This window comes from Pseudomonas allii (genome assembly GCF_055380095.1).
This window is the reverse complement of the sequence record NZ_AP039450.1, coordinates 1,350,750-1,373,915: the sequence shown is the minus strand read 5'-3', so window position 1 is coordinate 1,373,915 and position 23,166 is coordinate 1,350,750. Positions and strand designations below refer to the sequence as shown.

Genomic DNA, 23,166 nt, shown 5'->3' with positions numbered 1-23,166 from the left:
CATAGGTAGGGTGTGCCTGGGTGCAACCCGGCGCCATAAACGCCGACCGCCCTTTTCAGGGCGGCCGCCGTGGTTTACCTGCAAGCCGTTGAGAACACGCAAAAAACCTTAGCCGGTATTACGCAAACCGGCGGCAATACCGGCCACGGAGACCAGCAGCGCCTGTTCCAGAGGGCTGTCCTGTGCCGCTTCCTGCTGGCGCGAGCGCGCCAGCAACTCCGCCTGCAACAGGTGCAGCGGGTCGAGGTAGGTGTTGCGCAGGCGGATGAACTCCAGGGTGTCCGGGCTATGGGCCAGCAGCTGCGACTGGCCAGTCAGGCCAAGCACCACCCTGCAGGCCTGCGACAATAGGTCGCGCAAATGCGCACCCAGTGGCAACAGGTCCGGCTGCACCAGACGCTCGTCATACAGGCGGGCGATATCGGCATCGGCCTTGGCCAGCACCATTTCCAGCATGTCGATGCGGGTGCGGAAGAACGGCCACTGCTCGCGCATCTGCCCCAGCAAGTCGCCTTCGCCACGTTCCAGGGCCTTGCTCAGCGCCGCTTCCCAACCCAGCCAGGCGGGCAGCATCAGGCGGGTCTGGGTCCAGCCGAAGATCCACGGAATCGCACGCAGGCTTTCAATCCCGCCCGCACGGCGCTTGGCCGGGCGGCTGCCCAACGGCAAGCGGCCCAATTCCTGTTCCGGCGTGGACTGGCGGAAATACTCGACGAACTGCGGATTCTCGCGCACCACGGCGCGATAAGCGCTGACACCGTCTGCCGCCAATTCGTCCATCAAATGGCGCCAGGCCGGTTCGGGCGGCGGCGGTGGCAACAGGGTCGCCTCCAACACGGCGGCCAGGTAAAGGTTGAGGTTCTGCTCGGCAATATCCGGCAGGCCGAACTTGAAGCGGATCATCTCGCCCTGTTCGGTGGTACGGAAGCGCCCCGCCACCGACCCCGGTGGCTGCGACAGGATCGCCGCGTGGGCTGGGCCGCCGCCACGGCCAACGGTGCCACCACGGCCGTGGAACAACAGCAGTTCCACTTGCTGTTCACGGCAGATATCCACCAGGCGTTCCTGCGCCCGGTATTGCGCCCAGGCAGCGGCGGTGGTGCCGGCGTCCTTGGCCGAGTCCGAGTAGCCGATCATCACTTCCTGCGGGCCTTGCAGCCGCGCGCGGTAACCGGGCAGCAGCAACAGTTGCTCGATCACAGGGCCTGCGTTATCCAGGTCGGCCAGGGTTTCGAACAGCGGCACCACACGCATCGGCCGTTGCACGCCCGACTCTTTAAGCAACAACTGCACCGCCAGCACGTCCGACGCAGCGCCGGCCATGGAGATGACATACGAACCCAGGGACGCCGCAGGCGCGGCGGCAATTTCCTTACAGGTGTTGAGCACTTCGGCGGTATCCGCCGATGGTTTGAAATAGCCCGGCAGCAACGGTCGACGGTTGGCCAGCTCCTTCATCAAGAAGCTGATGCGCATCTCTTCGTTCCAGTCTTCGTAACGACCCAGACCGAGATAATCGGTGATTTCGGTCATGGCTGCGCAATGGCGACTGGAATCCTGGCGTACATCCAACCGCACCAGGAACAGGCCGAAAGTCACCGCCCGCCGCAGGCAGTCGAGCAACGGCCCATCGGCGATCACGCCCATGCCGCATTCGTGCAGCGACTGGTAGCACAACTCCAGCGGTTCAAGCAGATCGCGGTTGTTCTGCAACACCTCGGCAGGCGCCGGCGTACTACTGCTCAACGCCGTATGCGCCCATTGGCGCGTGGCACGCAGGCGTTCACGCAATTGCTTGAGCAGGGCGCGATAGGGTTCGACGCTGTCGCCAACCTTGGCCTGCAACGCCGGGCTGGCGCGCTGCATCGACAGTTCGGAGGCCAGGTGATCGATATCGCGCAGGTACAGATCGGCAGCCATCCAGCGCGCCAGCAGCAAGACTTCGCGGGTGACCGGCGCAGTGACATTCGGGTTGCCGTCACGGTCGCCGCCCATCCACGACGCAAAGCGGATCGGCGCCGCCTCCAGCGGCAAGCGCAGGCCGGTGGCGGCGTGCAGGGCCTGGTCAGCCTTGCGCAGGTAATTGGGAATGGCGTGCCACAGCGAATGTTCGATCACCGCAAAGCCCCACTTGGCTTCGTCTACCGGCGTGGGCCGGGTGCGGCGGATTTCTTCAGTGTGCCAGGCCTCGGCGATCAAGCGTTGCAGGCGTTGGCGGATCTGCTGGCGCTCGGCCGTGGTGAGGTCGCGGTGATCCTGCAGCGCCAGTTGGGCGGCGATGGCGTCGTACTTCTGGATCAGGGTGCGGCGCGCCACTTCGGTGGGGTGGGCGGTGAGGACCAGTTCGATCTCCAGGCGCCCCAATTGGCGGGCCAGGGATTCGTTACTGTGGCCTTCGGCTTGCAGCCGCGCCAGCAACTCAGGCAATACACGGGCTTCGAAAGGCGCCGGTTGCGACTCGTCGCGGCGGTGAATCAGTTGGTATTGCTCGGCTATGTTGGCCAGGTTGAGGAACTGGTTGAAAGCACGGGCCACCGGCAGCAGTTCATCTTCCTGCAACTGGTTGAGGCTGGTGCTCAGTTCATCGCCTGCGCCACGGCGGTCGGCCTTGGCGCCCTTGCGGATCTGCTCGATCTTTTCGAGGAAATCATCGCCGTACTGCTCTCGAATGGTGTTGCCCAACAGCTCACCCAGCAGGTGAACATCCTCACGCAAGCGTGCATCGATATCACTCATCAGCCAATCTCCAGCCAGAAATCCGGGACGCGCAGGTTTGCCAGAGTGCCGCCAGCGCTCATTTATGACAAGACTTTAAACCTTGTGAGTTGCAGCTAGTCTCAACACTAAGTCGCCGCGTTTATCCGCGCGGGCGGCGGGTCACTCATCACCGCCTGCTATCGCGGGCTTTATTGAGGTTGCCATGAAAATCCGAGAACTGGCCCAGCATTGGGAAGAGAACGCCAAGGGTCGCCTGACCAAGACCGAGTACGCCATCCACTTGGATGTGGAAGCTGCCGCACGCCTGGCAGCGATCGCCGAGATGTACCCCAAGCGCAGCACCGAAGAACTGCTCGGCGAACTGATCGGCGCCGCGCTGGAAGAGCTGGAAGCCAGCTTTCCGTATATCAAGGGGCAGCAGGTGATCGCGACTGATGAAGAGGGCGACCCGCTGTACGAAGATGTCGGCCCTACCCCGCGTTTTCTGACGCTGTCGCGTCGCTATCTGCATGACTTATCAGCGAGCGGCGACAAACCGAAACACTGAAACCCTAGCGCAAACCCCTTGTACGCCGGGCTCTTTACGAGCCCGGCGTACCGCTGCGCAACGCAGAAGTTCCAAGTTTTTCTGCTGACCGAACAGTCAGATATTTTTTTAGGCAAATCGCCATCTTCTCTGAACTTTTGAAAAAAGCCTCCGGTCACAGCCAGTAAGCCATCACTTGGAACGGCCGTTTTAAAGGGCATTTTGCGCATCACCGCCAAGCCCCCCGGCCGCAGACCAGTGACATGGATTTTGATGTTTTTCAGGAGTTATCCAATGGAGTTGAAGACGATGAAGACCAGCACTGCCAAATCCTCGTTTAACCATCTGCGCGGGCTCAAATTGGCCGCGCTGGCAATCGGCACCAGCTTCGTTCTGGCGGGCTGCGCCGGCAACCCTCCGACCGAGCAGTACGCCGTGACCCAATCTGCGGTGAACAGCGCTGTCAGCGCCGGCGGCACCGAGTACGCAGCGGTAGAAATGAAGTCGGCTCAGGACAAGCTCAAGCAAGCCGAGATTGCCATGCACGACAAGAACTACGACGAAGCCCGTCGCCTGGCCGAACAAGCCGAATGGGACGCTCGCGTCGCTGAGCGCAAATCCCAGGCCGCCAAGGCCGAACAGGCTGTGAAGGACTCCCAGAAAGCTGTTCAGGAGCTGCGTCAGGAAGGCATGCGCCCGGCTGCTATCCAGCAGAAATAAGCCGCCGCCCCTGATTGCATTGCACCCGATATCGAATTGAAAGGACGACACGACTATGCGTAAACAATTGATGATCCCTGCCCTGCTGGCGATGAGCGTTGCCCTGGCGGCCTGCTCCACCCCGCCTAACGCAAACCTGGAAAACGCACGGACCAACTTCTCGTCCCTGCAGACCAACCCGCAGGCCACCAAGCTCGCGGCGCTGGAAACCAAGGACGCCAGCGACTGGCTGGACAAGGCTGACAAAGCCTACCGCGACAAGGAAGACCAGAAGAAGGTCGACCAACTGGCCTACCTGACCAACCAGCGCGTTGAAGTGGCCAAAGACACCATCGTGCTGCGCGAATCCGAAGCCAAGCTGAAAAACGCCGGTGACGAACGCGCCCGCGCCCTGCTGGACGCCCGCGATGCGCAGATCAAGCAACTGCAAGACAGCTTGAACGCCAAGCAGACCGATCGCGGCACCCTGGTGACCTTCGGTGACGTGCTGTTCGCCACCAACAAGTCCGACTTGAAGTCCAGCGGCCTGGTGAACATCACCAAGCTGGCGCAGTTCCTGCGCGATAACCCGGACCGTAAAGTGATCGTCGAAGGCTACACCGATAGCACCGGTTCCGACTCGTACAACCAGAGTCTGTCTGAGCGTCGTGCGGCCTCCGTACAACGTGCACTGGCGCAACAGGGTGTGGATATCTCGCGCATCGTGACCCAGGGCTATGGCAAGGAATACCCGGTTGCCGACAACGGCAGCGTTTCCGGTCGTGCCATGAACCGTCGCGTTGAAGTAACCATCTCCAATGACAACCAGCCGGTCAAGCCACGGTCTTCCGTCGCTAACTGATCGATTGGATAGAAAAAAACCCACCAGAAACGGTGGGTTTTTTTACACCTAGAATTTGATCGGACACTTGTCGCTCTCGAAGCCTGCATACCCAGGTTTCTCTTGGCACTGCTCCCCCTGCTCCTTGTGCGCGATATCGTCGACCCCTCCACGGAGCGCTTCAACGAGCTCCTGCATCCTGGACATCTCCAACCACCTGTCTATCGCACTTATCTCACCCAACTTGACCATGACACTCCCCTGGCTGGCGGTTCGCAAATCTCATCATGAACGCTGACAAGCCAGTGAGTGGTCTGTTACGCAAAACGGTTCCAGATATTTCAGGCGCGGTACATCCGGCTTACTGCTGGAGTTGTGGTGTTTCCTGCCCCATGCATCGCACGGCCTGTTTCTTGTTATTCACCAGCACACCGCTCAGGCCTTTCTGCTCAGTGTCGAACATCACCAGCACGCCATCCACGCATTGCGCCACCTGGGCGGCTGGCGTCAGGGAGATCTTGTAGTCCTCGCCAGGTACGGTCTTGAGCATGGTGAAGTCGCTGAGCAACAACGCATCTTCCGGCTTGGCGAAGTGCAGGTAGCCGTAGTACCACAGGCAACCGACAGTACCGATGATGGTGCCGATACCGGTGAGGATCAGCGGGATCATATTGCGTTCTTCGCTCATTGCGGGCTCTCTGATGAGTCAACTTTAGGAATCGGGTAATTCGGGATTTCGCCCAGGCGACGTAGGCCGTTGAAGTGCTGGGGATCATCCAGGTAACGCAACATCACGGTTTGCCAAGTCTTGTCGGCAAACGTCTGCACATGCCCGCCGCGGGTCAGCTGCAACACCCTGGGTGGCGGGGCGGCCTGGTACAGGCGGATCCCGTTGGCCACCGGCACAATCGGGTCATCCAGGCTGTGGAACAGCAGCTTGGGTACACCTGTCAGCTGGGGCATGGCGTAGATGGCACTGTCGGCATCCGGGACCAGCCAGGACAACGGCACCTGAAACGGCCATGTTAACCAGGAGGTGCTCAGGGCGAATTGTCCTACGTCACGATAACTGGCGGGCACGCCGTCCAACACCAGCGCCTTGAGACGGGGTTGGCGCTCCGGGTGGGCGGCGAGGTAGTGCACCGCCAATGCGCCGCCCAGGCTCTGACCCAGCACGATTAAAGGCTGGCCCTGGGTTTCGGGAGCCTTGTCGATCCATTGGAACGCCGCGTCCACATCCTGATAGATCGCCGGTAATGACGGCTTCCCCTCCGACAAGCCATAACCGCGATAGTCCACCAACAGCACTTGGTAGCCCTGCTCGGGCAACCACCAACTGCCGCCCAAGTGCCAGGCCAGGTTGCCGCCGTTGCCATGCAGGTGCAGCACCGTACCCTTGAGTGGCACTCCGGGTTTGGCCGGTAGCCACCAGGCGTGGAGCTTTACGCCGTCGGCAGTGGTGAGGGTGACGTCACGGTATTGAAGATGAGCTTTTTCCGGCGTGAACGGCAGGCCGGGCTCGGGGTAGAACAGCAGGGAGCTGCAGCCGTTCAATGTGAGTAGCAGGCACAGAATGCCGAGGATTCTCATCCGTTGAAGCCTCGCGAATACCACGGTTTAAAGGATATTGGAGTAATCCGCCTCGATCCGATCCAGGCTCAGGTGGTTGAGGAAGTTGGAGAAGCACATCCAGGCCGCCAGCGCGTTCATGTCGCGGAATTGCTCCGGCAGGTACTTGGGCGGCACCACCAGGCCTTCGTCGACCAGTTGGCGCAGAGTACGCATGTCTTCCAGGGTGGTCTTGCCGCAGAACAGCAGCGGCACTTGTTCCAGCTTGCCTTTGCGCACGGCCAGCTGGATGTAGTTGTAGACCATGATAAAGCCCTTGAGGTAGGACAGGTCCTTGGTGAACGGCAGACCGGTCGGCACCGAACCACGGAAAACACGACTGGCGTTGCCGTAGCTTTCAGCCATCTCAAAGCCTTGCTCACGGAAGAACTCGAACACCTGCAGGAAGTCGGCGCCCTCCTCCACCATATGGATGGCACGGGTGCGGTTGGTCAGCTTGCGCAGGCGACTCGGGTAGGAGGCGAAGGTGATGATCTCCATCAAAATCGCCAGGCCCTCCTGGGTCACGGTGGACGAGGGCGGGCCCTTGGACAGAAAGGTGCAGATCGGCTGGTTCTGGCCATTGAGAGTAGTGCCCACATGCACCAGGCCTTCATGTACTTCCAGGGCGCGCACGTCACGGTCGTTGAACATCGCGTCGGCGCGGATCTTGATGTAGTCAGCGCCCGCTGCGGCGTCAGCGACAATACCGTCGGACTCGAATACGCGGATAGTCTCTTCGGCCTCGCCGAACACCTTGTTCAGGCGGGTTTGCAGCAGGGCGACAGCGTCCTTGGCGGTGAGGGTCTTGGCCTCATCCTTCAGGTCACCACGGCCGTCGATATTGTTCAGGTAATCGGACAGCATCAGGCCCAAGTCAGCCAGAGTCGGGTCGCCCGCATGGAACGCATCGGAAGCGGCGCCGTAGAGTTCCTGGGAAATCAGGCCGAAATCCTCGGTGCCGCGCGCTTCGAGCATCCGCACTACCATGCGGTATTCCTTGCACATGCGGCGCATGATCTGCCCCACCGGGCTGAACTGGCCGAGGCGGCGGGTGATGTCGCGCTCGATGTTCTGGAACTCCAGCTTCACCGCGCTGGAGTCGAACGACAGTGGCCGATTGAGGTAGTAGTCGCGGCTCACCGCCGGCATTTCCTTGCCCTTGGCCTTGAGGAATCCCTGGCGAATGTTTTCGTCCCACTTCACGGCGTCGAGGACGCGAATCGGTGTTTGCGCCAGCACAATGCGATCAGACAAGGTGCGTATCGTCTGCTGGTAATCGTCCACCCGGTGCTTCCTCTTTAAACGTTATTGGCCCGCGCGCTGGTAGCGCACGGCTTCCACGAATACATCGGCATTGGCCGGGTCATCCAGGTAGGCAAACACCTGGTCCAAGGGGCTGTCCACCAGTACCCCGGCGCCCTCGACCGTGTCCACGGTGCTGCCGCGCAACGCCTGCTGGCCTATCGCTTGGTGGATCTGCTCAAGGTCGAGGGTGTAGACCACCAATTCGTGCTTTTCGTTGATCTCAAACCCCGCCAGGATGAAATGCCCACCCAGCTTGGCCGGCAGCGGCGCCGACAAATACCAGCGGCTGCCATGGCGCGAAACGGTAAACAGGTATTCGTCACGCTGGCCGGGCTTGGCTGTAGGGTAGCTCACGGCTTTATAGCGGTGTTCACCGACGGCGCTGATATGCAGGTTGAGCGGCTCGCCCCAGGCGTTTTTGCTCGACCATTGGCCCAGCAGGGCCGGCGGAGCGGCCTCATGGGCCGGCAGCGGGTCCTTGAAGGTCACCAGGCAACCGCTGAGCAGCAGGAACGACAAGGCGATTGCAACCACACGCCAGGCTTTCATTGGACATCCCCCGGTGTCAGACCGAGGCCAACACCAAATGCATATAGCGCTTGAGGATTTCAAGCATCTCTTCACCGGTCAGAGGCTCTGCGCTGCCCAGCAGGCCCTGATATTCCATCCGACTGATTATCGCCGTCAACACTTTGGCATCCTGTTGCGGCTCGCGGGAGCCCAATACCTGGAAAAACTGCCCGGTGCCCTGCAACAGAATCTGTTGATGGGAACGCACCAACTCCGCCAGGCGCGGATTGAGCAAGGCTTCCTGGCGAAACGCCTGCTCGGCCATCAAGTGTTCACGGCGGTTGGTCAATTGGCGCAAGACGTAATCAGCGGTCAGCCGTGCAATGTCATCGGCCAGTTGTGAACGGGATTCGGGGCTGCCATCACCATAGGCGACCATTTCACGCAACAGGCCTTCATTACGCACCCACAGCTTGCCCATGAATGCAGCGCTGCGCTCGACGTATTGGGCGAAGGTATCAGTGAGCAGGTCATCGATATCCTTGAAGTAGTAGGTGGTGGCCGACAGTGGCACCCCCGCCTCCGCCGCCACCGCACGATGGCGCACGGCCCGTACGCCGTCACGTACCACGATGCGCATGGCCGCATCGAGAATGTCCTGCCTGCGTTGCTCGCTGCCCCGACGACTGGCCTTGCGGCCCTGGTACTGGACGCTTTCAGCCACGGCAGCGGCAATGCCGGCGGCGCCTTCTTGAGCGGTTACGCGGTTCACGACAGATTTCCTTATTAGGTGACGCGGAGCGTCACGGTATGCGTTACCACGCCGAGCGTGGGAACGATCTCCTGGCGCTGTTTGCTTGACGCTTATTAACGCCACATAAAAAAGCCGCCTTATAAAAGGCGGCTTCGGATTTCGCTACGGTTACGCTTGTGGCCGCATGTGCGGGAACAGGATCACGTCGCGGATCGACGGCGAGTTGGTCAACAGCATCACCAGGCGGTCGATGCCGATCCCTTCACCGGCGGTCGGCGGCATGCCGTATTCCAGGGCGCGGACGAAGTCGGCGTCGTAGTGCATGGCTTCGTCGTCGCCGGCGTCTTTATCGGCCACCTGGGCCATGAAGCGCTCGGCCTGGTCTTCCGCGTCGTTCAACTCGGAGTAGGCGTTGGCGATTTCACGGCCGCCGATGAACAGTTCGAAACGGTCAGTGACGTTCGGGTTGTCGTCGTTGCGACGGGCCAGCGGCGACACTTCGAACGGGTACTGGGTAATGAAGTGCGGCTGTTCCAGCTTGTGCTCGACCAGCTCTTCGAAAATCATCACCTGCAATTTGCCCAGGCCTTCGAAGCCCAGCACCTTGGCGCCGGCTTTCTTGGCGATGGCGCGGGCCTTGTCGATGTCGTTCAGGTCGTCGGCAGTCAGCTCAGGGTTGTACTTGAGGATCGAATCGAACACCGACAGGCGCACGAACGGCTCGCCGAAGTGGAACACCTTGTCGCCGTACGGCACGTCGGTGCTGCCGAGGACCAGCTGCGCCAGTTCGCGGAACAGTTCTTCGGTCAGGTCCATGTTGTCTTCGTAGTCGGCGTAGGCCTGGTAGAACTCCAACATGGTGAATTCTGGGTTGTGACGGGTCGAAACGCCTTCGTTACGGAAGTTGCGGTTGATCTCGAAGACTTTTTCGAAGCCGCCAACCACCAGGCGCTTGAGGTACAGCTCCGGCGCGATACGCAGGAACATTTCCATGTCCAGGGCATTGTGGTGGGTTTCGAACGGCTTGGCCGCGGCGCCGCCAGGAATGGTCTGCAGCATCGGCGTTTCGACTTCCAGGAAGTCGCGCTTCATCAGGAAGCTGCGGATGTGCGCGATCACTTGCGAACGCACGCGGAAGGTCTGGCGTACTTCTTCGTTGACGATCAGGTCAACGTAGCGCTGGCGGTAGCGCTGTTCGGTGTCGGTCAGGCCGTGGTGCTTGTCCGGCAGTGGGCGCAGCGACTTGGTCAGCAGGCGCACGTTGGTCATTTCGACGTACAGGTCGCCCTTGCCGGAACGGGCCAGGGTGCCTTCGGCGGCGATGATGTCGCCCATGTCCCAGGTTTTCACCGAGGCCAGGGTTTCTTCCGACAAGGTCTTGCGGTTGACGTAGACCTGGATACGCCCGGTCATGTCCTGGATCACCATGAACGAGCCACGGTTGAGCATGATGCGACCCGCCACCTTGACCGGGATCGCAGCCTCTGCCAGCTCTTCCTTGGTCTTGTCCGCGTACTGTTTCTGCAAGGCATCGCAGTAGTTTTCGCGGCGGAAGTCGTTGGGGAAGGCATTGCCCTTGGCGCGCTCGGCAGCAAGCTTTTCCTTGCGCAGGGCGATCAGGGAGTTTTCTTCCTGTTGCAGGGCTTGCGGGTCGAGTTGTTGGTCGCTCATGTCTTTAGATTTTCCATCAGGTTCGTTGCCCCAGCCTGCGGCTGGGGATCGCGGGCAAGCCCGCTCCCACAGGGATCGAGGGGTGCCAGGCAATCCCGCATTGCATGTGTTACAGGCCAGATTTCAGGCTGGCTTCCAGGTATTCGTCGATATCGCCGTCGAGCACCTTGTCACAGTCGCTGCGTTCGATGTTAGTGCGCAGATCCTTGATCCGCGACGCATCGAGCACATAAGAGCGGATCTGGTGACCCCAGCCGATGTCCGACTTGGTATCTTCCAGCGCCTGGGAAGCGGCGTTGCGCTTCTGCATTTCCTGCTCGTACAACTTGGCCCGCAGCATTTTCATGGCGGTGTCCTTGTTGGCATGCTGGGAACGTTCGTTCTGGCAACTGACCACGGTGTTGGTCGGTACGTGGGTGATACGTACGGCCGAGTCGGTGGTGTTTACGTGCTGACCGCCGGCACCGGAGGAGCGGTAGGTGTCGATGCGCAGGTCGGCCGGGTTGATCTCGATCTCGACCTTGTCGTCGATCTCTGGCGAGACAAACACCGCGGAGAACGAAGTGTGGCGACGGTTGCCGGAGTCGAACGGGCTCTTGCGCACCAGGCGGTGCACGCCGATTTCGGTACGCAGCCAGCCAAAGGCGTACTCACCCTTGATGTGCACGGTCGCGCCCTTGATACCGGCGACTTCACCGGCAGACAGTTCCATGATCGTCGCTTCGAAACCGCGCTTGTCCGCCCAACGCAGGTACATGCGCAGCAGGATGTTGGCCCAGTCCTGGGCCTCGGTGCCACCGGAACCGGCCTGGATGTCCAGGTAGGCGTTGTTCGGGTCCATTTCATGGCTGAACATGCGGCGGAATTCGAGCTTGGCGAGGTTTTCCTCGAGACGGGCCAGCTCGGCGACGACATCGCCCACTGCGCCTTCGTCGTTTTCTTCGACGGCCATGTCCAGCAGGTCACGGCAATCGGCCAGACCGGTATTCAGTTCGTCGAGGGTGTCGACGATCTGCGCCAGCGCAGCGCGCTCGCGCCCCAGTTCCTGGGCGTATTCAGGTTTGTTCCAGACAGCAGGATCTTCAAGCTCGCGATTGACTTCGGTCAGACGCTCATGCTTTTGATCGTAGTCAAAGATACCCCCGAATAGTTTCGGAGCGCTCGGACAGGTCCTTGATGGTGTTAAGGATCGGGTTGATTTCCATGGCGGGCAGCACTCGTTGGCGAACTTTTGAAAGCCGGCGAGTATAACGGCAAATGGGGGGGAGCGGCAGTCCGCTGGGCGAAAAGGCGTGGGGTTGGTGGTGGGCATATCCGTTATTTGGGTAACGGCCACCTATGGTTCCGCCCTTACGGCGGCTCACTTTTGAAAAGCGCAAAAGTAAGCAAAACGCTCTTGCCCCAACACTCGGCACCTCGCCTAGGCTCGGTGTGCCCGTAATTCGACAGTGATTTGGGGGGCCGCCTTAGATCAAAATCAAAAGCATATCTAAAGCCAGAGCCAGAGCCAGAGCAAGCCACCCTTCAACTGATACATGAAGATCAAACTGTGGGAGGGGGCTTGCCCCCGATGGCGGTGTGTCAGCCAACTCATCAGTGACTGACCCACTGCTATCGGGGGCAAGCCCCCTCCCACACTTTGACCGAGTACCGGCCATACAATCCGGGGTCGGCTCTAAGGCCGCCGCGCTCTTGCTTTTGATCTGGGATCGCCCCGTCAAACACGCTGGCCGAACGCAGGCTTGAATCCGTGGGTAACCCGGCAGGACGCCGGGTTAGCCGCCCCGCGCCATGGATGGCGCGTGGCGGCGGCCCACGGATTCAAGCCGGAGTGAGGGCACACCGAGCCTAGGCGAGGTGCCGAGTGTTGGGGCGAAGCGTTTTTGGTTACTTTTTGCGCTCTTCAAAAAGTGACCCGCTGTAAGAGCGGAACCAATAGCCGCCATGACCCAAAAAACGGATATGTACACAGCAATGCAAAGCCCTACTCAATCCCCACCTGATTGCGCCCATTATGCTTGGCCGTATACAACCCCTTATCCGCCGCCACAATCACCTGCCGACAATCCGTCCCCTGCTGCGGCGTCATCGTGGACAGACCAATGCTAATCGTAAGGCTGGACCCCTCGGTCGGCGCAATATGCGGAATCTTCAGCGCAGCCACCGCCATCCGCAGCTTCTCGGCCACCAACCGCGCCCCACCCGGCGAGGTATTAGGCAGCACCAGGGCAAACTCCTCCCCCCCATAGCGCGCCGGCAGATCCGAAGGCCGACTGCTGGCCTCACGGATGGTCGCCGCAACCTTGCGCAACGCCTCGTCACCTTCGACATGCCCGAAGCTATCGTTGTAGGTCTTGAAGAAATCCACATCAATCATCAACAACGACAACTGGGTCTGGTCACGCATGGCACGCCGCCATTCCAGCTCCAGGTATTCATCAAAGTGGCGACGATTGGACAACCCGGTCAGGCCATCGGAGTTCATCAACCGCTGCAGCACCAGGTTGGTGTCCAACAGTTGTTGCTGACTGACCCGCAACGCGCGATAGGCGGCATCCCGTTGCAACAAGGTCATGTACGAGCGCGAGTGATAGCGAATGCGTGCCACCAGCTCGATGTTATCCGGCAACTTGACCAAGTAATCGTTGGCCCCGGCCGAAAACGCCGCGCTCTTGATCAGCGGGTCTTCCTTGGTCGAAAGCACGATGATCGGGATGTTCTGCGTGGCCGGGTGGTTGCGGTATTCGCGCACCAACGTCAGGCCGTCGAGGCCGGGCATGACCAGGTCTTGCAGGATAACGGTCGGCTTGATACGGATCGCTTGGGCAATCGCCTGGTGCGGATCGGCGCAGAAGTGGAAGTCGATGTTTTCTTCATGGGCCAGGCCACGCCGCACGGCTTCGCCGATCATGGCCTGGTCGTCGACCAGCAACACCATGGCGGCATTTTCGTCGGTCTTGATGTCGTCGATCTGTAAATCATTCATGTGCAGTCACCTGAATTACTACCTGCAAGCCAGCACCGCGAGAGGCCTTGTTCATTTGGCAAAGACCTCCAGCAATCGGGGCGCAATTCTATCCAGTGGGCGAATTTCAACAGCAGCATCAATCGCCGCCGCCGCTTTGGGCATGCCGTACACCGCCGAGCTCTGCTGATCCTGGGCGATGGTCAAATAACCTTGTTCACGCAGCAATTTGAGGCCCTGGGCCCCGTCGCGCCCCATGCCGGTCAGCAGTACGCCGACGGCATCGCCATTCCAGTGGCTGGCCACGCTTTCGAAAAACACGTCGATCGAAGGCCGGTAAATCTCGTTCACCGGCTCTGCGGTATAGGCTAGCGTGCCATTCTTCAATAAACGAATGTGGTGGTTGGTGCCGGCCAGTAGGACCACGCCGCTTTGTGGCGGCTCACCTTCACGGGCCAGGCGTACCGGCAGGCCGGAGGCGCTGCTCAACCATTCGGCCATGCCGGCGGCAAACACCTGGTCCACATGCTGCACCAGCACGATGGCGGCGGGAAAGTCCCGGGGCAAGCCCTTGAGCAGGATTTCCAGGGCAGCCGGGCCACCCGCCGAAGACCCGATGGCCACCAGGCTCTGGCGCTTGCCGGTCATGCGCGGCGCGACGGTTTCGGCACGTACACGGCTGCCACGCTGGCCGATCAGCCAGCCGATATTGAGGATCTTGCGCAGCAGCGGCGCCGCTGCATCCTTGGGGTTGCCCACGCCCAGGGTCGGCGTGTCCACCACGTCCAGGGCGCCATGGCCCATGGCTTCGAACACCCGACTGACGTTGGCCTGGCGGTCGACGGTCACGATGACGATGGCGCACGGGGTCTCGGCCATGATCTGGCGGGTAGCCTCCACGCCATCCATCACCGGCATGATCAGGTCCATCAGGATCAGGTCCGGGGTCAGTTCTGCACAGCGTTGCACCGCTTCAAGACCATTGCTGGCGACCCACACCACTTCGTGCGCGGGCTCGAAACTCAAGGCGCGGCGCAAGGCCTCTACCGCCAGGGGCATGTCATTGACGATCGCAATCCTCATGCCCGCGCGCCTCCGATCAGTTCCACTACGGCGTCCAGCAGGGCGTCATCGTGGAAACTGGCTTTGGCTAAATAATAGTCGGCGCCGGCGTCCAGTCCACGACGTCGGTCTTCTTCGCGATCCTTGTACGACACCACCATCACCGGCAACGATTGCAGGCGACTGTCACGGCGCAAGAGTGTGACCAATTCAATACCGTCCATACGAGGCATATCAATATCAGTGATCAACAGGTCAAAGTCTTCGGAGCGCAAGGCGTTCCAGCCGTCCATGCCATCGACCGCCACGGCCACTTCATAACCACGATTCAGCAGCAATTTGCGTTGCAGTTCGCGCACGGTCAGCGAGTCATCCACCACCAGCACCCGCTTGCGCGGTGCCTCGGTGGTTTGCTGGCTGCGCCTGGCAATGCGTTCCAATCGGCCGGTGTTGAGCAACTTGTCCACCGAACGCAGCATATCTTCGACGTCGACGATCAACACCACCGAGCCGTCGTCCAGCAAGGCACCGGCAGAAATATCCTGGACCTTGCCCAGGCGATCATCCAGCGGCAGCACCACCAGCGTACGCTCGCCGATAAAGCGCTCCACGGCAATCCCGTACACCGCATCACGCTCGCGGATCACCACCACTTTCAGGGTGTCCGACTGACTCTGTCCCGCCGGGCGTTGCAACAACTGGCTGGCGGCGACCAGCCCGACATGCCGGCCCTCGTGCCAGAAATGCTGGCGGCCTTCCAGTTGCACGATGTCGTCAGGCGCCAGGTCGCACATGCGTTCGATATGGGCCAGCGGGAACGCATAGGCTTCTTCGCCGACTTCCACCACCAGGCTGCGCACCACAGACAGGGTCAGTGGCACTTCCAGGTGGAAACGACTGCCCTGCCCCGCCGTCTGCTCCAGCACCACCGCACCGCGCAGTTGGCGGACCATATGCTGCACCGCATCCAGGCCGACGCCGCGCCCGGACACTTCGGTGACCTTGTCGCGCAGGCTGAACCCCGGCAGGAACAGGAATGTCAGCAGCTCTTCTTCACTCAGGCGCAGGGCGGTTTCCAGCGGCGACAGGTGCCGGTCGACGATGGTACCGCGCAGGCGCTCCAGGTCGACGCCATTGCCATCATCGCTCAATTCCAGCACCAGCAACCCGGCTTGATGAGAGGCACGCAGGCGGATCACACCTTCTGCCGGCTTGCCCGCCAGCAGGCGTTGCTCAGGCATTTCGATGCCGTGGTCGACAGCGTTGCGCAATAAATGGGTGAGCGGTGCTTCAAGCTTTTCCAGCACGTCGCGGTCGACCTGGGTCTTTTCGCCTTCGATCTCCAGGCGCACTTGCTTGCCGAGGCTGCGACCGAGGTCGCGCACCATGCGCACTTGCCCGGCCAACACATCGGCAAACGGGCGCATGCGGCAGGCCAGCGCGGTGTCGTACAGCACTTGGGCGCGCTGGCCGGCCTGCCAGCCGAACTCGTCCAGCTCGGCGGTTTTTTCCGCGAGCAGGGCCTGGGCTTCGCTGAGCAGGCGGCGGGTGTCGGCCAGGGCTTCCTGGGCTTCGAGGGGCAGTTGTTGAGTCTTGAGTTGCCCGTCCAGCGTATCCAGCGCGCGCACGCTCTGGCTCTGAATGCGCTTGAGGCGTTGCAGGCTGGCCAGATACGGTTTGAGCCGCTGGGTTTCCACCAGGGATTTGCTCGACAGGTCCAGCAGGCTGTTCAAGCGCTCGGCGGTCACCCGCAGTACGCGCTCGCCGCCTTCGGTCATGCGTTTGTTCTGGCGTGGCGGCTCGGTGGCCACCGGCGGTGCGGGCTCTGGCTCCGGCGGGAGCTCTTCAATAACAGGGACAGGTTCCGACTGAGACGGCGCCACTTTGACAGGCGCCTGGGACGGGTCCAGCAGGCGTTCCATCAACGCCACATAGGCTTCGATATCCGCCGGCCCCACATCATTGCCCGGCGTGGCGATGCGCATCAGCAGGTCGGTGCCTTGCAACAGCGCATCAATATGTTCGGGTTGCAAATACAGGCGGCTTTCCTGGGCGCTGACCAGGCAATCCTCCATGACGTGGGACACACTGACCCCGGCGTCCACTCCAACAATGCGCGCCGCGCCTTTGAGCGAGTGCGCGGCGCGCATGCACGCTTCCAGCTGGTCGGCCTGGGTCGGCTTGCGTTCCAGGGCCAGCAGGCCCGCGCTCAATACCTGGGTCTGCGCATCGGCTTCCAGGCTGAACAGTTCCAGCAGCGAGGCATCGCGCATCTGGTCGGGGGTCATGTGAGGCTCCGGGTCACGGCAGACAACAATTGCGCCTCGTCCAGCCAACGCAGGCTGCGGCCTTTCCACTGCAACACGCCTTGGGTGTAGCGCGCACTGGCCTGGGTGCCCGAGACCGAGGCGGCCTTCAAGGTGCGCTCATCGATGGCATGGATGCCGTCGACTTCATCCACCGGCACCACCACCGGACCATCCTGCGCGGCGATGATCAACATGCGCGGCATGATGCGCCCACCGCTGGCGCCGTTGCCGGTGGCATCCAGGCCCAGCAGTTCCACCAGCGACAGGCACGCCACCAGCGCACCACGAACATTGGCCACGCCGAGCAAGGCGCGGGAACGTTGGTGCGGCAGCGAGTGAATCGGTTGCAGCGGCGCGACTTCCACCAGGCAGCGGGTGGCGATGCCCAGCCATTCCTCACCGAGGCGGAACATCAGCAGGGAGCGGGTGACCACGTCTTCGCCCAGTTCCACGACGGCATGCGGACGATGCTCGTCCTGCTGCAAGGCATAGCGGTCCAGCAAACGTGTGGCCGCTGCGGAGTACACCGAGCAGTTGCGGCAGTGAATATGGTCCGCCAGCAGCGGGCAGGACTTGTCGCCGTGGATGCCGATGCGGTTCCAGCAGTCGTCGATGGCCTGGGTGTCGGCCAGGGTCAGGTCCAGCCCTGCGGTATCGAGCGCGTCGGTGTTACTCATCGTTTGGACTCACTGTCAGCTCGCTCACTGCGCGCGGCCCGCGCCTGCAAGCGGCGCGCCCCCGCACTGTCGCCCTGGGACTCGAGCAACGCGGCTAGGTGCATCAAGGCCTGCGGGTGCTGGGGCTCCAGGTACAAGGCTTTTCGATAATAACCCTGGGCTTCCAGGGCACTGCCAGCCACGTCGCTGAGCAGCCCCAGCCAGTAGAACACCTGGGCGGCCGGCGGATGGTGACTCAAATACTGTTCGCATGCAGCGCGGGCGTCGGCGCTTTTGCCTTCGTTGGCCAGGGTGGCGATGCGGCTCAGCAAGTCGCCCGCATCGGTTTGCGGCGCGTTGATCGGCACCACCTTGGCACTGACACCGCTGAACGGCCTCGGCCTGGCCGGGATCGGTGCGGCACTGCGCTGTGGAACCGGCGCCGGTATGGGCACAAACACCGGCTCGGGCTTGACCGGCTCGGCATGCCGACTGAACGCAAAGGACTGCGGCACACCGATCGAACGCATGCCATGGCGCCCCAACAGGCTGCCCTCGGCAGGACCGATAAACAGCACGCCGTCCACATGGGTCAGCCCCTTGAGCACATCGAACACTTGTTTCTGGGTCGGCTGGTCGAAATAGATCAGCAAGTTGCGGCAGAACACGAAGTCGTAGCTCGCCTCATTGGCCAGCAGTGCTGGGTCGAGCAGGTTGCCGACTTGCAGACGCACCTGTTCACGCACGCGGTCGGCGATGTGATAACCGTCGCCGCATTCAGTGAAGTGGCGGTCACGGAAGGCGATATCGCCGCCGCGAAAGGAGTTTTTGCCATACACCCCACGCCGTGCGCGCTCCACCGACAACGGGCTGACATCCATGCCCTGCACCTTGAACTGATGCGGCGCTAACCCGGCATCCAGCAAGGCCATGGCGATCGAATAAGGTTCTTCACCGGTGGAGCAAGGCAGGCTGAGGATGCGCAGTGCACGCATCTGCTTGATCTCGGCCAGGCGCGCCTTGGCCAGGCGGGCCAGGGTCGCAAAGGATTCGGGATAACGGAAAAACCAGGTTTCCGGGACAATCACCGCTTCGATCAGCGCTTGCTGTTCATCCTGGGAGCTTTGCAGGTGCTGCCAATATTCGCCGGGGGTCTGCGCGTTGACCGCCTGAGTGCGTTGGCGCACCGCGCGCTCGATAATGGCTTCGCCGACCGAGGCAACGTCCAGGCCGATGCGCTCTTTCAGGAAGGCAAAGAAACGCGGGTCGTGGCTCATAGGCTCAACTCGGGGCAAAACAGCACGGCGCGAACGTCGTCGGTCAACAGGTCATTCACACCGATCCATTGCATCAGGCCCAGCGCATCTTCACGCACCGGCCCCAGGTAAGGCGCCTGGCGGTTGTCCAGGCCATAGGGCTGGAACTGGGCCGGATCGCAGCGCAGGGTGTCGGTGGCCTGTTCCAGGATCAACCCCAGCCAACGTGGCTCGCGCCAAGGCTCGGGCTGGTAATTGACCAGCACCAGCCGCGTGCTGGTGCGCGCCTGGGCGGCGGTGCCGAAGGTCAGGGCACTGAGGTCGATCACCGGCACCAGCGCGCCGCGATGGGCAAAGATGCCCGCCACCCACAGCGGCGCATGGGCAATCGGCTTCAATGGCAGGCGCGGCAATACCTCCGCCACTTCCGTGGCCTTGAGGGCATAACGTTCGTTGCCGATGTGGAACACCAGGAACAACGCCTTTTTCGCTGCCGGGACGGCGCCGCGTTTAGCCGCGAGGTCGCTCATCAGACTTTGAAACGCGACACGCCGCTGCGCAGACCGACCGCCACCTGGCTCAGCTCATCGATGGCAAAGCTGGCCTGGCGCAGGGACTCGACGGTCTGGCTGCTGGCATCGCCCAGTTGCACCAGGGCGTGGTTGATCTGCTCGGCGCCGGTGGCCTGGGCCTGCATGCCTTCATTGACCATCAACACCCGCGGCGCCAGCGCCTGGACCTGGTGGATGATCTGCGACAGTTGCTCGCCCACTTGCTGCACTTCGAACATGCCACGGCGTACTTCTTCGGAGAACTTGTCCATGCCCATTACACCCGCCGACACCGCCGACTGGATCTCGCGCACCATCTGCTCGATGTCGTAGGTGGCCACGGCAGTCTGGTCGGCAAGGCGACGGACCTCGGTGGCAACCACGGCAAAACCGCGGCCGTATTCACCGGCCTTCTCGGCTTCGATGGCGGCATTCAGCGACAGCAGGTTGGTCTGGTCGGCGACCTTGACGATGGTCACCACCACCTGGTTGATGTTGCCGGCCTTCTCATTGAGGATCGCCAGCTTGGCGTTGACCAGGTCGGCGGCGCCCATCACCGAGTGCATGGTTTCTTCCATGCGCGCCAGGCCTTGCTGGCCGGAACCGGCGGCAACCGAGGCCTGATCGGCGGCGGTGGACACTTCGGTCATGGTGCGCACCAGGTCCTTGGAGGTGGCCGCGATCTCGCGGGACGTGGCGCCGATCTCGGTGGTGGTGGCGGCCGTTTCAGTTGCGGTGGCCTGTTGCTGCTTGGAGGTGGCAGCAATCTCGGTCACCGAGGTGGTCACCTGCACCGACGAGCGCTGGGCCTGGGACACCAGGGCCGTGAGCTCGGTCATCATGTCGTTGAAGCCGGTCTCGACCGCGCCGAACTCGTCCTTGCGTTCCAGGTTCAAGCGCTTGCTCAGGTCGCCGTCGCGCATGGTTTCGAGGATATCGACGATGCGCTGCATCGGCGCCATGATCGCGCGCATCAGCAGCAGGCCGCACAAACCGGCGGCGAGGATGGCCAGGGCCAGCGATACAAACATGCTGATTTTCGCGGCGGATACTGCATCATCGATCGCGTTGGTCGCACGGTCGGCGACGTTCTTGTTCTCGGTGATGATGTCGTTGAGCTTCATGCGGCCTGCGACCCAGCTGGGCGTCATCTGCGTATCGAACAGTTTGCGTGCGCCAGCTATGTCCTTGTTCTGCAGGCGCTCTACGACGGCAGCCAGCGCCTTGTTGTAGGCCTGGTGCTGGATTTCGAATTTATCGAACTCGGCCTGGTCCTCGCCTCCACTGATGGTCGCCTGGTAGTTGGCCATCTGCTGCAGGATGCGCGCTTCATAGGACTTGAAGTCGGCTTTGTCGGTGTCGGTGAACCCCTTGTCTTCACGCAGGCCGATCAACTCCAGGGTCTGCAGGTAACTGTCGACCCACGCGCTACGGATCATGGAGCTGAGGTAGACCCCGGGCACCGCGTCGTCGCGCACCGCGACTTCACTGGTTTCGATCTTCAGCAACCGTGAATAGGAGACCACGACCATTAACAGCATGATGGCGATAATGACCGCAAAACTTGCCAGGATGCGTTGGCGCAAGGTCCAGTTCTTCACAGTAATTCCTCGGAGGGCCATTCAAATGGAGGGGAGTATAGCTGAGCAGAAGGCCTCATTTATCAACGGGTTTTTATGAAGCGTCCACAGAATGCAAATGTGCGAGGGGGCTTGCCCCCGATGGCGGTGTGCCAGCCAACTGTAAATAGACTGAAACACCGCTATCGGGGGCAAGCCCCCTCCCACATTCTTATCGCTACACGAGCCTTTTTACGAGGTCAAGCGCACCTGTTTTTCCAGCTCCAGCTTCAAGCCAGGCTCGAGCTTGAGTTGCCGTGCCAGCTCGTCGAGGTAGGCCTTCTCCATGAAGTTCTCCTCATCCACCAGCATCACGCTGGCGATATACATCTCGGCCGCCATTTCCGGGGTGCCGGCAGCTCGTGCCACGTCGGCCGGGTCCAGGGGCTTGTTCAGTTCGGCGTGCAGCCAGCTTTGCAGCTCGCGGTCGTTGTCCAGCTTGGTGAATTCGCCTTCGATCAGCGCACGCTCGCGCTCGTCCACATGGCCATCGGCCTTGGCCGCCGCGACCAGCGCCTTGAGGATGCCCTGGCTGTGTTGCTCGACCTGGGCCGGTGGCAGGCGGTCGATGGTCTGTGGCTCGCCCTGGGGGGCGTTGGCCTGATTGGCCTGCCAGTTGCCGTAGGCCTTGTAGGCGATGACGCCCAAGGCTGTCAAACCGCCGTAGGTCAGCGCCTTGCCGCCGAATTTGCGCGCCTTCTTGTTGCCCAGCAGCAGGCCCATGGCCCCCGCCGCCAGCGCGCCGCCGCCAGCACCACCGAGCAGGCTGCCCAGGCCGCCACCGCCGAGCAGACCGCCCAGAGCACCTTTGTCGTCCTGTCTACGCTGGCCGCCAGCCTTGTTGTGCAGCATGTCCTGGCCAGACTTGAGCAACTGATCGAGCAATCCACGGGTATTCATTCGCAGCCTCCAGACACTTGGGTTCATAGGACCAATAGGCCCCCAGCGTAAAACTAAGTGCCAAAAAGCCCTGATCTAGAGTGCTTCCAGATGTAACGCGACCGCCCTTCACTTAAATCGATATACACTCGAACAAATCTATAAAAACACCCCACTGGTAATTCCAGCATGATGACCTTGCGTCAAATCCGGCACTTTATTGCCGTGGCCGAGACCGGTTCGATCTCCGCCGCCGCGCAGACGGCGTTTATCTCCCAGTCGACCCTGACCCTGGCGATCCAGCAACTGGAGCAGGAAATCGGCGTCACCCTGTTCAATCGTCACGCCAAGGGCATGACCCTGACCCACCAGGGCCATCAGTTCCTGCGCCAGGCGCACCTGATCCTCGCCACCGTCGACAACGCCAAGCGCAGCCTGCAACAAAGCACCGACCAGGTCGCCGGGCAGTTGATCATCGGCGTGACCAGCCTGGTGGCGGGTTACTACCTCGCGGACTTGCTCACCCGTTTCCAGCGTGCCTACCCCAACGTGGAAATCCGCGTGATGGAGGATGAACGCCCGTATATCGAGCACTTGCTGGTCAGCGGCGAGATCGACGTGGGCGTACTGATCCTCTCCAACCTCGAAGACCGCCACGCCCTGCAGACCGAAGTGCTCACCCACTCCCCGCACCGGCTTTGGCTGCCGGCACAGCATCCGTTGCTGGAGCACGACAGCATCAACCTGGCCGATGTGGCGCGCGAGCCGTTGATCCAGCTGAACGTCGATGAAATGGGCCACAACGCCCAACGCCTGTGGACCAGCGCGGGGCTGCAACCGCACGTCACCCTGCGCACCGCCTCCACCGAAGCGGTGCGCAGCCTGGTGGCAGCGGGCCTCGGGGTATCGATACAGCCGGACATGACCTACCGCCCCTGGTCACTGGAGGGTGACATTATCGAAGCGCGGCCCATTGCCGACCTCAGCCAGACCCTCGACGTCGGCCTGGCCTGGCGCCGTGGCACGGCGCGTCCGGCGCTGGTGGACCCGTTCCTGACGGTCGCCCGCGAACAGCCGCACCCACGCAAGCCATCTATTTAATCGAATGCTGCATTCAGTATTTAGTATTTGTTGACCTCGCGCCTGGCCTCTAGTCTCTGCTTATCCCCTAAGAGAAAGGTCAGGCCCTCGTAAGAGAACGCCCATGGCCACACAAGAAAAGAGATCGCGAAAA

20 protein-coding genes are annotated in these 23,166 nt (G+C 61.6%); 4 read left to right on the top strand and 16 right to left on the bottom strand.

Annotation, left to right across the window (positions count from 1 at the left end; translation table 11 throughout):
- Positions 1-108: 108 nt before the first annotated feature.
- A complete protein-coding gene (gene ppc / locus ACZ445_RS06135; protein WP_464708087.1) occupies positions 109-2,736 on the bottom strand; it encodes a phosphoenolpyruvate carboxylase in 2,628 nt (875 codons plus the stop codon).
- A gap of 184 nt (positions 2,737-2,920) precedes the next feature.
- Between ppc and ACZ445_RS06130 the strand changes: the two genes are divergently transcribed.
- The 3 genes from ACZ445_RS06130 (at position 2,921) to lptF (ending at position 4,805) form a co-directional block, all read left to right on the top strand.
- Positions 2,921-3,265 carry a hypothetical protein gene (locus ACZ445_RS06130; RefSeq protein ID WP_058425320.1) on the top strand — a complete coding sequence of 115 codons (345 nt, stop codon included), beginning with the start codon at positions 2,921-2,923 and terminating at the stop codon, positions 3,263-3,265.
- Between the two features lie 273 nt (positions 3,266-3,538).
- Complete coding sequence (locus ACZ445_RS06125) at positions 3,539-3,964, top strand: DUF4398 domain-containing protein (protein WP_071496971.1); 426 nt, start codon at positions 3,539-3,541, stop codon at positions 3,962-3,964.
- 55 nt (positions 3,965-4,019) lie between these two features.
- Positions 4,020-4,805: a lipotoxin F family OmpA-related lipoprotein LptF gene (gene lptF, locus ACZ445_RS06120; protein WP_058425322.1), complete on the top strand. Its 786-nt coding sequence runs from the start codon at positions 4,020-4,022 to the stop codon at positions 4,803-4,805.
- Positions 4,806-5,145: 340 nt separating this feature from the next.
- Here the strand turns inward: lptF and ACZ445_RS06115 are convergent, their stop codons facing one another.
- The 15 genes from ACZ445_RS06115 to ACZ445_RS06045 form a co-directional block, all read right to left on the bottom strand.
- Entirely contained in the window at positions 5,146-5,472 is a 327-nt protein-coding gene (locus tag ACZ445_RS06115; protein ID WP_003172217.1) for a hypothetical protein, read from the bottom strand.
- Positions 5,469-6,374, bottom strand: coding sequence for an alpha/beta hydrolase (locus ACZ445_RS06110; protein ID WP_179028644.1), 906 nt, complete (start codon positions 6,372-6,374; stop codon positions 5,469-5,471). Before ACZ445_RS06110 ends, ACZ445_RS06115 begins: the two co-directional genes overlap by 4 nt.
- A gap of 27 nt (positions 6,375-6,401) precedes the next feature.
- Positions 6,402-7,679 carry a flavohemoglobin expression-modulating QEGLA motif protein gene (locus ACZ445_RS06105; RefSeq protein ID WP_010212629.1) on the bottom strand — a complete coding sequence of 426 codons (1,278 nt, stop codon included), beginning with the start codon at positions 7,677-7,679 and terminating at the stop codon, positions 6,402-6,404.
- Between the two features lie 21 nt (positions 7,680-7,700).
- Positions 7,701-8,249 carry a hypothetical protein gene (locus ACZ445_RS06100; protein ID WP_058425325.1) on the bottom strand — a complete coding sequence of 183 codons (549 nt, stop codon included), beginning with the start codon at positions 8,247-8,249 and terminating at the stop codon, positions 7,701-7,703.
- A gap of 16 nt (positions 8,250-8,265) precedes the next feature.
- Positions 8,266-8,982, bottom strand: coding sequence for a TetR/AcrR family transcriptional regulator (locus ACZ445_RS06095; RefSeq protein ID WP_058425326.1), 717 nt, complete (start codon positions 8,980-8,982; stop codon positions 8,266-8,268).
- 150 nt (positions 8,983-9,132) lie between these two features.
- A complete protein-coding gene (lysS, locus tag ACZ445_RS06090; protein ID WP_058425327.1) occupies positions 9,133-10,635 on the bottom strand; it encodes a lysine--tRNA ligase in 1,503 nt (500 codons plus the stop codon).
- Between the two features lie 109 nt (positions 10,636-10,744).
- Positions 10,745-11,840 (bottom strand): peptide chain release factor 2 gene (gene prfB / locus ACZ445_RS06085; protein ID WP_100215725.1). Its coding sequence is split into 2 segments (ribosomal slippage): positions 10,745-11,767 and positions 11,769-11,840, totalling 1,095 coding nucleotides; the frame shifts between segments, so codons are not numbered across the junction.
- Between the two features lie 779 nt (positions 11,841-12,619).
- Positions 12,620-13,621 carry a diguanylate cyclase gene (locus ACZ445_RS06080; RefSeq protein ID WP_012722554.1) on the bottom strand — a complete coding sequence of 334 codons (1,002 nt, stop codon included), beginning with the start codon at positions 13,619-13,621 and terminating at the stop codon, positions 12,620-12,622.
- A 51-nt stretch (positions 13,622-13,672) separates the two neighbouring features.
- Positions 13,673-14,683, bottom strand: a complete 1,011-nt coding sequence (gene cheB, locus ACZ445_RS06075; RefSeq protein WP_058423736.1) for a chemotaxis response regulator protein-glutamate methylesterase — start codon at positions 14,681-14,683, stop codon at positions 13,673-13,675.
- Entirely contained in the window at positions 14,680-16,950 is a 2,271-nt protein-coding gene (locus tag ACZ445_RS06070) for a response regulator (RefSeq protein WP_464708086.1), read from the bottom strand. The genes cheB and ACZ445_RS06070 overlap by 4 nt, the downstream gene beginning before the upstream one ends.
- The gene (locus tag ACZ445_RS06065; RefSeq protein WP_058423738.1) at positions 16,947-17,648 is read right to left on the bottom strand and encodes a chemotaxis protein CheW; all 702 of its coding nucleotides are present in this window, start codon (positions 17,646-17,648) and stop codon (positions 16,947-16,949) included. Before ACZ445_RS06065 ends, ACZ445_RS06070 begins: the two co-directional genes overlap by 4 nt.
- Positions 17,645-18,904, bottom strand: a complete 1,260-nt coding sequence (locus tag ACZ445_RS06060; RefSeq protein WP_179030331.1) for a CheR family methyltransferase — start codon at positions 18,902-18,904, stop codon at positions 17,645-17,647. The genes ACZ445_RS06065 and ACZ445_RS06060 overlap by 4 nt, the downstream gene beginning before the upstream one ends.
- Positions 18,901-19,413, bottom strand: a complete 513-nt coding sequence (locus tag ACZ445_RS06055; RefSeq protein ID WP_058423740.1) for a chemotaxis protein CheW — start codon at positions 19,411-19,413, stop codon at positions 18,901-18,903. Before ACZ445_RS06055 ends, ACZ445_RS06060 begins: the two co-directional genes overlap by 4 nt.
- A complete protein-coding gene (locus tag ACZ445_RS06050; RefSeq protein ID WP_058423741.1) occupies positions 19,413-21,035 on the bottom strand; it encodes a methyl-accepting chemotaxis protein in 1,623 nt (540 codons plus the stop codon). Before ACZ445_RS06050 ends, ACZ445_RS06055 begins: the two co-directional genes overlap by 1 nt.
- A 210-nt stretch (positions 21,036-21,245) precedes the next feature.
- Complete coding sequence (locus tag ACZ445_RS06045; protein WP_464708084.1) at positions 21,246-21,953, bottom strand: tellurite resistance TerB family protein; 708 nt, start codon at positions 21,951-21,953, stop codon at positions 21,246-21,248.
- 168 nt (positions 21,954-22,121) lie between these two features.
- Between ACZ445_RS06045 and ACZ445_RS06040 the strand changes: the two genes are divergently transcribed.
- Positions 22,122-23,033: a LysR family transcriptional regulator gene (locus ACZ445_RS06040; protein WP_058423743.1), complete on the top strand. Its 912-nt coding sequence runs from the start codon at positions 22,122-22,124 to the stop codon at positions 23,031-23,033.
- The last annotated feature ends 133 nt before the right edge of the window (positions 23,034-23,166 follow it).